At 67.9% G+C, this 12965-nt stretch carries 12 protein-coding genes; 5 read left to right on the forward strand and 7 right to left on the reverse strand.

The features are described 5' to 3' along the window. Positions 1–212: 212 nt before the first annotated feature. A complete protein-coding gene (locus tag ACWGSK_RS01515) occupies positions 213–2012 on the reverse strand; it encodes a BCCT family transporter (RefSeq protein ID WP_452454947.1) in 1800 nt (599 codons plus the stop codon). Between the two features lie 628 nt (positions 2013–2640). On the opposite strand from ACWGSK_RS01515, the gene ACWGSK_RS01520 reads away from it, so the two are divergent. Continuing rightward, positions 2641–2880: a hypothetical protein gene (locus ACWGSK_RS01520; RefSeq protein ID WP_358508027.1), complete on the forward strand. Its 240-nt coding sequence runs from the start codon at positions 2641–2643 to the stop codon at positions 2878–2880. A gap of 263 nt (positions 2881–3143) precedes the next feature. Here ACWGSK_RS01520 and ACWGSK_RS01525 read toward each other — a convergent pair whose 3' ends face one another. Beyond that, positions 3144–4217, reverse strand: a complete 1074-nt coding sequence (locus ACWGSK_RS01525; protein WP_358508029.1) for an FUSC family protein — start codon at positions 4215–4217, stop codon at positions 3144–3146. A gap of 85 nt (positions 4218–4302) precedes the next feature. On the opposite strand from ACWGSK_RS01525, the gene ACWGSK_RS01530 reads away from it, so the two are divergent. After that, positions 4303–5169 carry an SMP-30/gluconolactonase/LRE family protein gene (locus ACWGSK_RS01530; RefSeq protein WP_358508031.1) on the forward strand — a complete coding sequence of 289 codons (867 nt, stop codon included), beginning with the start codon at positions 4303–4305 and terminating at the stop codon, positions 5167–5169. A gap of 213 nt (positions 5170–5382) precedes the next feature. Here ACWGSK_RS01530 and ACWGSK_RS01535 read toward each other — a convergent pair whose 3' ends face one another. After that, positions 5383–6135, reverse strand: a complete 753-nt coding sequence (locus ACWGSK_RS01535; RefSeq protein ID WP_358508033.1) for a helix-turn-helix domain-containing protein — start codon at positions 6133–6135, stop codon at positions 5383–5385. Positions 6136–6178: 43 nt separating this feature from the next. Next, positions 6179–6586 carry a MerR family transcriptional regulator gene (locus tag ACWGSK_RS01540; RefSeq protein WP_358508035.1) on the reverse strand — a complete coding sequence of 136 codons (408 nt, stop codon included), beginning with the start codon at positions 6584–6586 and terminating at the stop codon, positions 6179–6181. Positions 6587–6735: 149 nt separating this feature from the next. Here ACWGSK_RS01540 and ACWGSK_RS01545 point away from each other — a divergent pair, with 149 nt between their 5' ends. Both ACWGSK_RS01545 and ACWGSK_RS01550 read left to right on the forward strand, forming a co-directional pair. Next, positions 6736–7797 carry an esterase/lipase family protein gene (locus ACWGSK_RS01545; RefSeq protein WP_358508037.1) on the forward strand — a complete coding sequence of 354 codons (1062 nt, stop codon included), beginning with the start codon at positions 6736–6738 and terminating at the stop codon, positions 7795–7797. Positions 7798–7918: 121 nt separating this feature from the next. Next, positions 7919–8386, forward strand: a complete 468-nt coding sequence (locus ACWGSK_RS01550; protein WP_358508039.1) for a MarR family winged helix-turn-helix transcriptional regulator — start codon at positions 7919–7921, stop codon at positions 8384–8386. 57 nt (positions 8387–8443) lie between these two features. On the opposite strand, the gene ACWGSK_RS01555 is transcribed toward ACWGSK_RS01550, so the two are convergent. Further along, entirely contained in the window at positions 8444–8644 is a 201-nt protein-coding gene (locus tag ACWGSK_RS01555; RefSeq protein ID WP_358508041.1) for a hypothetical protein, read from the reverse strand. Between the two features lie 917 nt (positions 8645–9561). Here ACWGSK_RS01555 and ACWGSK_RS01560 point away from each other — a divergent pair. Then, positions 9562–10863, forward strand: coding sequence for an MFS transporter (locus ACWGSK_RS01560; protein WP_358508043.1), 1302 nt, complete (start codon positions 9562–9564; stop codon positions 10861–10863). Between the two features lie 239 nt (positions 10864–11102). Here ACWGSK_RS01560 and ACWGSK_RS01565 read toward each other — a convergent pair whose 3' ends face one another. Then, positions 11103–12062 (reverse strand): DUF5996 family protein, encoded by a 960-nt coding sequence (locus ACWGSK_RS01565; protein WP_358508045.1) that lies wholly within the window; start codon positions 12060–12062, stop codon positions 11103–11105. Between the two features lie 291 nt (positions 12063–12353). Next, positions 12354–12791, reverse strand: coding sequence for a CoA-binding protein (locus ACWGSK_RS01570; protein ID WP_452454948.1), 438 nt, complete (start codon positions 12789–12791; stop codon positions 12354–12356). Positions 12792–12965 lie beyond the last annotated feature (174 nt).

A 12965-nucleotide genomic window follows, 5' to 3' on the forward strand; every position in this document is an offset into this window, starting at 1 on the left:
GCCACAGACCGTTCACATCACCGGCCCCGAGCGTCCCTTCCCGAACTGTTCGCCGCCCGGTAACCACACCCGCACCGGCCCGTGACCGTCCGAGCCCCTGAGGCCCCAGACGTCACAACCCGGTGGAGGCGGCGGTCGGGGACCCCACCGGCGAGATCCCCGACCGCCGCCTCCACCCGGCCCGAGACCACCACGGTCCCGGAATGCTTCGCCTACTCGGAATCCTTCTCGGAATCCTTTCGGTCCTGGCGTCCGGACGGCGGCGGTTGATACCGCGGGTGGTCCTTGTGCCCGGTCGAACCGGTCCGCGCCGACAGTGTGCCGTGTGTTCCGGTGGTCCGGACCTGCTTGACGTAGGGGTCGCGCAGTACGGGCGGCTCATCGAGGGCTTCGGGCTCGACGACGGTTTCCGAGGTGTCGTGTTCGTCCTCGTCCTGGCGGCGTTCGTACTCTTCCGGTGGCAGGACCTTCTTCCACCTGCGCATCCGCACCTGCGGCAGCTCTCCGGCGTCCTCTCTCAGAGCTCGATACATCGCGTACATCTGGAAATAGCCCATGATGAAGAACGGCAGTCCGACGAGGACGATGATCTTCTCCAACGCCTCCAGACCGCCGGACCCGGAGAAGACCAGCAGGGTCGCGGTCACCACCGCGATGGAGATGGCCCAGAAGATCCGCTGCCCCAACGGGTTGAAGTCCTCGTGGCCATTGGCCATCGTGTCGGCGACCAGGGCCGCGGAGTCCACCGAGGTGATGAAGAAGACGACCACCAGGATGATGGCGATCACCGAGGTGACGCCGACAGCGGGGTAGTGCTCCAAGAACGCGAACAGGGCCCCGGGGACGTCCTCCTGTTCCACGACGCTTTCCACCAGTCCGCCGTCTCCGTGGAGTTCGATGTCGAAGGCGGAGAAACCGAAGACGCCGAACCACAGCACCGAGAAGCCGGCCGGAACGAGGAGCACCCCCGAGACGAATCCGCGAATGGTCCGTCCCCTGGAGATGCGGGAGATGAAGATGCCCACGAACGGGGACCAGCTGATCGTCCAGGCCCAGTAGAACACCGTCCAGTCGGCCTGCCATCCGGAATTGGCGAAGGTGTCGTTCCACAGGGCCAGTTCCGGCAGGTTCATCAGGTAACTGCCCAGTGACTCGATGGTGCCCTTGAGTACGAAGAGGGTGGAACCGGTGACCAGGATGAACACCAACATGGCGATGGCCATCCAGATGTTGACGTTGGACAGGATCTTGATTCCGCGGTCCAGACCCAACGCGACGGAGATCATCGCGACCCCGCCGACGACGCCGATGATGATCAATTGCCACATGGCGCTCTCGGGGATGCCGAACACCTGGTTGATCCCGCTATTGATCTGCAGGGCGCCCAAGCCGAGAGAGACCGCGATGCCGAAGACCGTTCCGACGATGGCGACGATGTCGATGAATCGGCCGATCGGTCCGTGGATCCCCTCACCGATGATCGGCTGGAAGATCGAGCTGACACGTGGTGGCAGGTTCCGTTTATGGATGAAGTAGGCGAAGCACAATGCCGGCAGCGTGAAGATGGCCCAGGTGTGCAGGGTGAAGTGATAGAACGTGAAGTTCATCGCGTCCGCCGCGGCACTCGGCGATTCCGGTTCGATGCCCAAAGAGGGTCCCCGCGGAGGGTCGCCGAAATGGCTGATGGGTTCGGCCACACCCCAGAACATCAGGATGCTACCGATGCCTGCGGCGAAGAGCATGGCGAACCACGCAGGTCCGGAGTGTTCGGGAGGCTCGTCGTGTGGTCCCAGTTTCACCCGGCCGAATCGACTCAGGGCGATAAAGATCAAAAATCCCAGAAACAGGGTGAGGCCGAGAATGTAGAACCAGCCGAGGTTGGCGTAAAGCCATTCCGAGGCGACGGTGACGGCCGCGTCGAGCGGCTCGGTGAAGACGATGGTTCCGACAACAAAGGCGATGATCACCGCGGCCGATCCGAAGAAGATCGGGGGTGAGGTACGCAGTCTCATGAAGTCGTGTAGACGGGTCAGCAAGTAATCTCCTCCTCATGCTTGACGCTGACTCAACGGGGTCATGGTCAGGTGACTCGGCCAGAGTACTGTTCCCGCCGACGTATTGCTCATATCAGCGAAACCATGGCGCCCTGTGTCCGTTTTTGGCGTTATGAGAATTACGTCCCGATAATGGTGTCGCGACGTGAAGATAGGAGTACGTCCGGGGGAGTGGCGGAGGGTGAGCACTCTCGCGGGACGTCCGCGGGCCGCCGGTCGGTGATCGACGATCGTTGGGCGCCACACTGAACTTTCGTTGCCCCACGGCGCGCGCACGTGAACGTTCGTCGGGGTCCGCTTCGTCCCCAAGGCGGAGGGTTCGCCGGTTTTCGTTTACTAGGTTGATCGGTGTCGGCGAGTAACCACTCGAACACACGCCGGTCGGAATCAGGGTGGTGGCCACGAGCAGGCTCTTCAGGACGGATCGGCCCGAGGGCCGACCTGGGCGACGACGTGTCCGATGACAGGACCTACCGGGCTCCCATCGGTGAGCCCGGGAAGAACCGACCGCCGCGAGCGGTCAGCACGGCCTCTCCCCGCCAAGCGCGGGGAGAGTAAACAGAAATCCACATTTTGGAGGAGACACATGTCCTTGTCGCAGCGCATCGCCACCGGACTCGCGATCGGAGCGGCGGCCCTGGCCCTCCCGCTCGCCGCGAGCCCCGCGCACGCGGCCGACTGGGAGGTCGTCGGTGGTGGCTTCGATATGCAGGCCGTCTGCCTCATCGATGCTTACAGCTACGTCGTCGAGGAGGACAACAACCACGACTTCACCGAGTACAAGTGCGTGTACAACGGCTCAACCTGGGACGTCTGGGTTCGCTGACCCCGGCCCGCCCCCTGACTCCCCCACACGGTGGTGCCGGATGATTCCGGCCATCCATCGTTGACATGGAGCTTCGCCCCACCGGAGACCCTCCGGTGGGGTCTTTCGCGTCGGGGCGTGAGTGTCGACCACCCGGGGAACGCCGACCCGCACGAACACCCCCGAACCGCCCAACGCCGCGGGCGGTCGACCATAGGGCCGCACTTCCTGGTGCCCCATCGGAGACGAACAGACCGGTAGGCGCCGCGAACCGGTGATGCGCCCTACTTCGCCGTTCGGCGAAGCGTGTCGCAGAGGATGTCGATGGCGCTGATCGCCGCGTCGGTCTCCGGACCCGAATCCTCCAGTCGCCTTCGGAGCCCGGGAAGGGTCTCGTGCAGCTCCTCGGCTCGCAGCGCCGCCGCGTCCCAGAAGGCCGCCGCCCCCCACGCGCCGTCGGTGGAACGGGCCTCGGCCACACGCGCGAACACGTCCGCGACCTCACGCACGACCGCGGCCAGGGCCGTCTGTGATTTCCCGGGGGCGGACAACACCGTCGTCGCCACGAGCGTGCACATCACGGCCACGCCCTCCAAGGGGCCGGCGGCCGCGACCCGCGTCCGGGTCCGTTGGCGCAGATACACCCCTCGGAGGGTGCGGTCAACGATGTCGAGAGCGGCTGATCGAGCCGATTCCAGGTCCGCGATGGCGGTGTGCGTCGAGACGAGCGCGTCCTGTACCTCGCTCTGCGCGTCGTCTCGCCGGTCGGCGACGTGAGCGGTCCTGACCAGCAGGCGGTGTAGATGGAAGACCAGCTCGTGCTCGGCCTGGGAGAGCAGGCGCAGCGGATGGGTGGGGAAGAGCAACTGGCTGAAGACCAGTGCCACGCCCGCGCCCAACGCGGCGTCGAACAGTCTTTGCGGTCCGCCATCCCCTCCGTAGGGGATGGTCACGGTGAGGATGGCGGCGGCCGCGGCCTGTGCGATGGTCACCCGGGCGGCGCCCACCGCGACGGCGACCAGCGTCGCGACCAGGGTCGCCACGACCAGCCCGAGACTGGGCGTGCTGATCAGCCACACCGCCGATGCGCCGACGATGATGCCGATCAGGGTGCCGGTGAGCAGGTTCACCGCCTGTACCCCGCGGACCCCGAAGCCGGTGTTGAGCGCGACCACGGCGGCGATCGGGGCGAAGAACGGATGATGGTCCCCCGCCACCAGCCACTCGGCCAGGATCCAGGCCAGTCCCGCGGCGGCCGACTGCTGGAGCACCGACCAGGCGTTGGTGCGCACCCGATTCCAGGCGGGACGCCAAAAGGACCTGGGTGTCGGACCTGACCGATCGGGTGCGGAACTCATGACCTCACGTATTGTAGACGATCTGATTACTGTGCGTGTTCATGTGGGAGATGTCGGCTACGATGCCTGGTCGGGGTCGGGTCGCATGACGAAGGGGGACGCGATCGTGAAGGTGGAACGGGTCACCGATCCGATCACCGAGCATGGCGAAGGGCCTTGCTGGTCACCGTCCTGGGGCGGGTTGCGCTGGGTCGACATGACCCGCGGTGACGTGTTGGGCCTGACACCCTCCGGCGACGTCTCCCGAAGGCACGTGGACGACGTCGCCGCGGTCGTGCGCCCTCGCGCCGGTGGGGGAACGATCGTGGGCGTGGAACGCGGGGTGGCGCTGTTCGACGATCAGGGCGAGGAACGGCGCCGGGTCGAGATCTGGACCGACCCGGGCATCCGCATGAACGAAGGCGGCTGCGCCCCGGACGGAACCTTCTACTGCGGATCGATGGCCTACGACAAGACACCGGGGACGGCCGCCCTCTACCGCCTCACGCCGGAGCTGGAGGTGACCACCGTGCTTCCCCACGTCACCGTCTCCAACGGCATCGACTGGTCGCCCGATGGCCGATTCGCCTACTACAACGACACCGACACCGGTTGCGTCGCCGTTTTCGACTGGGACTCCGACCGTGGCCTGACCGACCGCCGCGTCCTGGCCCGGATACGGGACGGTGGCCTGCCCGACGGCCTGGTCGTCGACGCGGAGGGCGGCATATGGACCGCGATCGTCAACGCCGGCCAGGTGCACCGCTACACCCCCGACGGTGACCTGGACGAGGTGATCTCGCTACCGGTCCAGAAGGTCACGGCGTGCACCTTCGGTGACGAGGACCTGGGCACCCTCTACATGACCACGTCCCGGGAAGACCTGGAACCGGACGAGGAACCGTTGTCCGGCTCGCTCTTCAAGATCCGCCCCGGCGTCCACGGCCGTCCGGTCCGGGCGTTCGCCGGATAGAGGGAGGTAGGCGACCCTGGTGCCGTCCGGGGAACAACACCGCCCGGCCGCGGGTGGGCGGGCCGAAGAACTCCTCGACGGCGATCGGCTTCGACGGGGCGGTCATGGTGGATCCCTCTGGTCGATGGACGCGAGCACGGTCCACTCAAAACTCCGACGCCGCTTCGGAGTCAAGGCCGTAGGGCATGGCCCGGACCACAGGGCTCGGTGGGGTCAGGACCCGGACGGTCGCCGTTCATGCTCCAACCGCTGTAGGACCTGGCGCAGCACCCGGTGCTGGACGGGTTCGAGGGACTGCTCGTACAGTTCGTCCAGCAGGGCCGAGGCCTTCGGGCCGGGCTCGGGCGTACCGGCCAGCCGCGCTGACAGTGGTTCCAGCCCGGTGACCCAGTCGTCGATCAAGGACACGACCTCGTCGTCCGGGGCGTCGGGGCCGAGGGCGTAGAACCGCGCCGTCAGCGGCTCCAGCCGCTCGATCATCTCCTTGTCCACCCCTGCGAGCAGGGTGGCGAGTCTCGCTGGGCCGTCCTCGCCGAGCAGGTGTCCGATCAGGACCAGCTGTTCGTGTTCGTGTCGGGCCATGTCCTCGGGCACCCCGGACTCGGGGGCGGAGCGCAGCATCGCCAGCTCCGGGGGAAGGTCGGGCGGGGAGCCGCTACTGCGCAGGGCGGCGATGTCGGCCCTTCGGGCGTTGAGTCGTGCGATCTCGGCGGCCGCCTGGCGGTCGAGCTCGTCCAGCAACTCCTCTACCCCCGCCGGATCATCCAGTACCGCCGGCAGTGCGGACAGGGGTACGCCCAGCGCGGTCGACCTCGTGATCCGCAGGAGCCGCACGAGGTCGCTCACGTCGTAGCGCCGGTAGCCACCGGTCGAGCGCGAGGGCTCGGGCAGCAAACCGATCTGGTGGTAATGGCGCAGCGTGCGGACGGTGACGCCGGCCAGTTCGGCGAGTTCACCACTGAGCATCGGATGACTCCTAGGAGTTCGGGCCGCGCGGCGCGCGGGACGATCACGTCCGGTGGACGGGAAGGTCGAGAGGTCGGCCCGCCTGGTTCCTCGGTAGCCGAGCGCGATGCTCCCGAGCGGTGTCCATCAGGGCGTCCAGGGCCTTTCGCGCCCGCAATAGATCCTCGATGTCGCTGGTGATGCGCAGGCGCTCCCGTGCCAGGCGTTCCATCGCACTGTCGAAGTTCTCCTCCAGGGGCGTGTCGAAGCAGGGCATCATCTCGGCGATGGCACGACTGGTCGCCCCCGCCGCGAGGAGCCGGCGCACGAACTCCACGCGTGGAACGGCGTCCTCCGTGAAGTGGCGCTGTCCGCCGGCGCTGCGGGTACTGCCGATCAGGCCCTTCTCTTCGTAGTAGCGCAGCAGCCGGACGCTCGCTCCGGTCCGTCGTGAGAGCTCCCCGATCCTCATCCCACCCCCTTGGTGAACTGCGACACATCGCTTGCCTCTCACATTGATGTGAGGTTTTAGCGTCGCCAACGTACCCGGTTCGGTCGCGATTCCGCGACCGTTCTCGACCGGGGCATCGTCACACCCACCACTGAGGAAGTTCTGTCGCCATGAACACCGAGGGACCGACCATCGACACGGAGCCTCTCCGTAAGAACCTGTTTCGGCGAGGGCGGATGAAGCGCGATCTCGCAGCGCTGCTGCTGGCGCTCGCCATTCCGCTGACGGGCTGTGCCGCGCTCGACATAGGCCAGGAAGCTTCATCGGACACCAGCGCCTCCGACAGCGGCCCGGAACTCACCGTGTCCGCCGATGAGCTCGCCGCGGCGTTCGCCTGCTTCGAAGGTCCAGGCGACGGCGAAGCGGCTCCCGTCCTGCTGATCCCGCCGACCCTGCTCACAGCGGACGAGACCTTCTCCTGGAACCACCTTCCCCGGCTGAACGAGTCCCGAACGGTCTGCACCATCGAGCCGCCCGAGAACTCCACCGCGGACATGCAGGTCTCGTCCGAGTACGTCACCCACGCCATCCGCGGCACCTACGAACAGCACGGTGAGGAGATCGACGTCCTCGGGTTCAGCCAGGGCGGGGTCCTCGGGCGCGCCGCCCTGCGTTTTTGGCCCGACACCAGGGACATGGTCGACGACCTGGTGACCCTGGGCTCGCCGCACCACGGCAGCACCGCGACCCACTGCACCACTGAGGTGGAGTGCCCGCCCGCGCTGTGGCAAATGGACCCGGAGGCGAGGTTCATCACCGAGCTCAACTCGCCGCGGGAGACCTTCGCCGAGGTCAGCACCACCAGCATCCTGAGCACGACCGACGACACCGTGCACCCGGCCACCACGGACGAGTCCGGGGCGTCCGTACTCGCCGGCGAGAACGTGCGCAACGTGGCCGTCCAGGAGCTGTGCGCGGACAACGAGTCCGACCACCTGATGCTCGGCACGACCGACCCCGTCGCCGCGGCCCTGGCCCTGGACGCCTTCGACAACCCGGGTCCGGCCGACCCCGAGAGGATCACCGACCAGGTGTGCGCCGCCGAAGTGCCCCAGGTCGACGCCGAGACCGCCGCCGAGGGTCTGGAACGGTTGGCGTCCGCCATCGGCGAGACCCTGACGGGAACGCCGACCGTGGCGGAGGAACCGCGGTTCGTCCTACCCACCGACTAGGACCGCTCGCGCGATGGTCGAGGCTCCGTGCGATCCACGGAGCCTCGACCTCCGGGGTTCATTGACGACGTCATGTGAGCTCTGATAGATGAAGTGTCAACAGTTTCGCTACACTGCGTCCATGTATGAGACACCGCGCAGGCTCGACCCGGACGAGCAGGCCGCCTGGGACGGTTTCATCCGCATGCAGGAAGTCCTCATAGGGCGGCTGACCCGTCTCGTTCGGGCCGACTCCGGGATATCCGCGTCCGATTACATCGTGCTCGCCAAACTCACCGAGGCCCCTGACGGGCAGATGCGCTTCCTGGAACTGGCCAAGCTCGTCGAGTGGGAGAAGAGCCGTATGTCCCACCAGGTCACGCGGATGGTGAAGCGCGGGCTCGTGGCCAAGAAGGAATGTCCCGAGGACGCGCGCGGAGCGTTCATCGTCGCCACTCCAGCCGGCTACGAGGCCATCCAGGACGCCGCGCCCGTGCACGCCGAGCACGTCCGCCGTCTCTTCATCGAGGCACTGACGCCGAACCAGCTCAACACGTTCGCCCGGCTCTCCCAGCGCGTCCTGGAGCACGCGGAGAAGCAGCCGGGCTGAACCGGCCACACGGCGTTCGTCCGGGCCGCCGGACCCTCCCAGGAGGATCACGGGTGATCAGCGATGTTCGGGATCGGCGTTGTCGGGACCACAACCGGCGTCCCAGGCCGCGCGCTGGTTTTCGTAGGCCGGGAAGCCGCCGGCGTGTCCGTAGTAGGCGTACCGGCCCTGCTCGTCGAGCACGCCGGAGCAGCCGTGGAGCCGGTCGATCACCCCTTGGGCGTGGCTGAGTTCCGGGGTCCGGCTAAACGGTCTCACCAGGGACGATGGTCGCGATAGTGACACCGCGTCATGTCCACACCCCTACGAACCTCATGCGGAGGAGTTGACGCGGCGGCACTCCCCGGCGAACGGCCCGACGGCTTGAATCGGAGTGCACCTGATCAGAGGCGACGCCGCGGAAGCAAGGACCGGAAAACATGGCACTCCCCAAGCTCCACACCATCGAGGACCTCTTCGGCTCTCCGCGGCGCCGGCGCGTCGATCTCTCCGGACGGCACCAGGATGGCGTTCCTCGGGCCCTGGAGGACCCGGCTCAACATCTGGGTCCGGGACCTCGAACCCGGATCCGAGCCCCGGCCCGTCACCGCCGACGAGACCCGCAGCGTACAGAGCTTCGAGTGGGCCGACGACCCGCGCCGGCTGCTCCACCTCCAAGATGACGGAGGGGAGCAGAGATGGTACCTGCACCGTGCCGACCTCGACACCCCGGGGTCGGAGGCGGTCGACCTCACCCCCTTCCCCGGAACCACGGTTCTGGGATTCGCCCCCTCCCCGGTCCGCCCGGGGAAGGTGACCCTGCTGCTCAACACTCGCGACCTCGGGACGTTCGACCCCCACGAACTCGACGCCCCGGTCCCGGCAAGGTCTGGGGCCAGGCCGGCGACGGTGCGTGGTCGTCGAGGGCGAGGGGCACGGGTTCGTGAACCCCGAGAACCAGATGGCCGTGTTCGAGGCCGCCGACCGCTTCATCGCCCAGTACCTGGGCGGACGGTCCGGGCAGAGCCGACCGCCGCACCACCAAGCGACTGGTCGCCTCGGACGGCCCCGCGACCGGTCCGCGGGGCTGACCGGTTCGTCCCGACGGCTCCGTACTTCACGGAGCCACCCCATCAGCTCGCGCGTGCCCGCCGTCCCGGGCACGCGCGACCGACTCCCTGAGGAGGTCGGCCACCGTGCGCCGCAGCCCGACGATCTACTTCACCTCCTACGCGCTGTCCTTGCTGGGAGCCGGGATCGCGAGCGTGGTGATCCCGCTCCTGGTACTCGACCGCACCGGAGACGTGCTCGCGGCGGGGATCATGGCGACCGTGGGTATGGCCGTGTCCGCGTTGACCGGGCTCTTCTCCGGGCTGCTCGTCGACCGGGTCGACCGGCGCGCGGTGTCGGTCATCGCCAACCTGCTCAACGCCCTGTCGATGGCGGCGCTGCTGTTCATCGACCTGACGTGGGGCCTGAACCTGGCCTGGTTCCTGGCCATGGCCGTGGTCGGGGCGTTCATCCGGGTTCCGGGGATGACCGCCCAGGAGACCATGCTGCCCACCCTGGCCCGCCTCGGTGAAGCCGAGCCGGGCCGGAACGGGCGCCCGGTCCGGCTGGACCGGCTGGTCGCGGTCCGCGAGACCGTGGGCAACATGCTCGTGCTGGCCGGCCCCGGCCTGGGCGGGCTGCTGGTCGCGCTGTTCGGCCTGTCCCCGGCGATCCTGCTCGCCGCCGCCGTGACCAGCCTGCTCGCCGCACTGAGCATGCTCGTTCTCGACCCGCGGGCCGGACGGATCCCGCCCCGGGACCCCGTCCCGGCCGATGCCGCGGGGGGCTCGCTGCGGCGGGCGGTGGCCGATCTGGCCGACGGGTGGCGGTTCCTGTTCCGCAACCGGCTGGTTCTCGGATCGACCCTGGTCACCGGGGTGTTCATCGCGGTTCTGAGCGTCCTACAGACCACCCTCATGCCCGCCTACTTCACCGAGCAGGACCTTCCCGAATTGACGGGTCTGACCCTGAGCGCGATCGCCGCGGGCAGTATCGGCGGCTCCGCGCTCTACGCCGCCTTCGCGCTCCGGGTCCGTCGACGGGTCTGGTTCGTGATCGGCATGCTGGGCGCGCTGATCGGGTTCGCCGCGGTGGGAAGTATGGCCTCCCCCTGGTTGGTGCTGGGCGGCGCGGCCCTGGCCGGGTTCCTCTTCGCTCCGGCCGGAGGCGTGCTCGGGGTGCTGACCATCGAGGCCACCCCGGACGCCATGCGCGGTCGTGTGCTGGGGGCGCAGAACACCGTGATGCTCTCCGCGCCCGCCCTGGCCGGCGCACCGCTCGCGGCGGTGGCCTCGATGGCCGGGTTGCCCGTGGCCGGGGCCGTGATCGCGGTCCTCGTCGGGGTCACCGCGTTGGCCGCCTTGGTCTCCCCGGCGTTCCGTGGGATCGACGACCTCGGCTCCGAGCCGGAGGAAGCGGACCCCGACCCTTCCGTCGTCGAAGCCTGACGTGAGGGTGCGCGAGCCGGGATCCTGTGTCACGTCACCGACGGTGAAGATCCCGAACTGCATCGCACCACCTCCATGTGGTTGTTGTGTCGACCGGCGTGGTGAACGAGATGCCGGGCCTGGTCACTCGCGTTCCTCGACATCGTCACCGTTCGATTGATGAATCGACTTCATGCTTGGGAAGTTCCTGTTGACCAGTCAACAGGATTTGCGCTTCCTCTCCGCCCGTGGCAGTCCGGTCAGGCCTCGCCGTTCCCCGGCGTCGCGGAGGTTCCGTGCCAGCGCAGAGGGTCGTCCTCCAGCGCGGGACGATCCCAGCGTCCGAGGTTCGCGGCGGCTTCGTAGGTGCTGTGCAAGAACTCGGCCACGGCGCGGTCGGGGTCGGGGGCGGTGCGGGCGACCTCATAGGGGAACAGGAACTGCTGGAACTCGGTGCTGTAGTGAGCGCCCTCGGGGCCGGGCGACTGCTCGGCGAAGCCCTCGGGTGCGGGGTAGGCGTAGGAGTAGAAGGCGCCTTCCTCGCCGCCGCCGGGCCAGAAGCCGCAGCTGGACAGTTCCCGGGAATAGCCCTCGACCATGACCCAGTCCCCGCAGTTGGGAACCCCGCCCGGGTGCTCGGGGGCCGGCCGCCCGGAGAAGCGGGTACAGGCCAGGTCCATCCCTCCCCAGAAGAAGTGCACCGGGCTGACCTTGCCGATGAAGTGCGACCGGAATTCACCGATCACCCGGTTGGCCTGTAGGAGCTGACGCCAGAACAGGGTGGCCGCCTCGCCATCGTAGGAGGCGTGCTCGTGGTCCTCGGCGAAGGGGATCGCCGGGTCGACCTCGTTGGGGATCGGCCGGATCGGCGCTGCGATCCCGAGTCGGCCGAGCAGGTCCAGGATCCGGGAGTAGAACGCGGCGACGGTCATGGGCCGCAGTGGGAAACCGTCCGTGTCGCCGTCACTGCTGCGGACCTCGATCCGGTGGCCGACGAAGTCGAACTCGATCTCGAAGGCCCCCGAACGGTAGGGGACGGTCGAGGTGGTCAGTCCGCGCGGGCTGACGTACAGGGGCACCTGCCACCAGTGGTTGACCAGTGGGGCGTGGGCCATGCGGATCTTGCCCACGATCTGGGTCCACATGTGCAGGGTGTCGCGGGTGTCCGTCCAGTCCGAGACCCGCAGGCTCGGCCAGTTCGTCGTCGAGGAGTCGCTCATCTGGTTCTCACTTCCTTTGTCGCGTCCCCGGAGAGGGAACGTGGCCTGGGGTGGAACCTCGCGTCCCCGTGCTCCCGGCTCGGCCCGGATCCCGGTGATGATCGATACGGCATCCAGATGGTAGATGATCAATCAACTTTATGGTGGGACCCGCCCTTGACCTGCGGTTCGAGGACTTCGAGGTCTACGCCGTCACCGACGTGTCGGAGGGTGTGTCGGTGACGGCGCACGAGATGGCCGTGCGGCGCATGCGTGATCCAGCCCGGGCGGCCCGGGCCTTCGAAACAGCGCTCAGGCGTCGCGCTTGCCCCACTCGATCGCGGGGCAGACGTCCATTACCATCGGCAGACCGGCATCCGTCGTACGCCGGAACGCCTCTTCGTCGACGACCCCCAGCGGGAACCAAACGCTGCCCGCTCCGATCGCGACGGCTTGGTCGGCGAACGCCCCGGCCGCATCTGAGCGGCGGAAGACGTCGACGACGTCGATGGTCCCGATCTCGGCGGCCGCCTCGGCGAGCGTCGCGTAGGCCTTTTCCCCGAGGACCTCCGCGCCCTCAGCGGCGGCCCCGGGGTGGATCGGAACGATCCTCTTGCCCTTGGCCTGCAACAACTGCGCGATCGGGTGGGCGGTACGCCCTGTGTCGTTCGACAACCCGACGATCGCCCAGGTCTCGGTGTCGTCGAGGAAGCGGTCGATGGTCTTCGGGTCCTGCCATGCCTTGGTCATGTCGGTGGAGAACAGCCCCGACGCACCGCCGATTCCCACTGTCGCGCGGACAGGGTGCCAGGGGAGCGGAACACGCCTCGCACACTCCGCCCGCCCGCGTCCCCATGTACGTCGGCGAAGGCCCTGGGCGCCCCAGCTCTGCGCGGACCGGTGTTCGGTCCCTCGTATGGGCGA

It is taken from the genome of Nocardiopsis sp. NPDC055551, assembly GCF_053619415.1.

Coding starts and splice junctions, on each gene's coding strand:
- ACWGSK_RS01515 (WP_452454947.1), bottom strand. CDS start 2,012: ATGAGACTGCGTACCTCACCCCCGATCTTCTTCGGATCGGCCGCGGTG.
- ACWGSK_RS01520 (WP_358508027.1), top strand. CDS start 2,641: ATGTCCTTGTCGCAGCGCATCGCCACCGGACTCGCGATCGGAGCGGCG.
- ACWGSK_RS01525 (WP_358508029.1), bottom strand. CDS start 4,217: ATGAGTTCCGCACCCGATCGGTCAGGTCCGACACCCAGGTCCTTTTGG.
- ACWGSK_RS01530 (WP_358508031.1), top strand. CDS start 4,303: ATGACGAAGGGGGACGCGATCGTGAAGGTGGAACGGGTCACCGATCCG.
- ACWGSK_RS01535 (WP_358508033.1), bottom strand. CDS start 6,135: ATGCTCAGTGGTGAACTCGCCGAACTGGCCGGCGTCACCGTCCGCACG.
- ACWGSK_RS01540 (WP_358508035.1), bottom strand. CDS start 6,586: ATGAGGATCGGGGAGCTCTCACGACGGACCGGAGCGAGCGTCCGGCTG.
- ACWGSK_RS01545 (WP_358508037.1), top strand. CDS start 6,736: ATGAACACCGAGGGACCGACCATCGACACGGAGCCTCTCCGTAAGAAC.
- ACWGSK_RS01550 (WP_358508039.1), top strand. CDS start 7,919: ATGTATGAGACACCGCGCAGGCTCGACCCGGACGAGCAGGCCGCCTGG.
- ACWGSK_RS01565 (WP_358508045.1), bottom strand. CDS start 12,062: ATGAGCGACTCCTCGACGACGAACTGGCCGAGCCTGCGGGTCTCGGAC.
- ACWGSK_RS01570 (WP_452454948.1), bottom strand. CDS start 12,791: ATGACCAAGGCATGGCAGGACCCGAAGACCATCGACCGCTTCCTCGAC.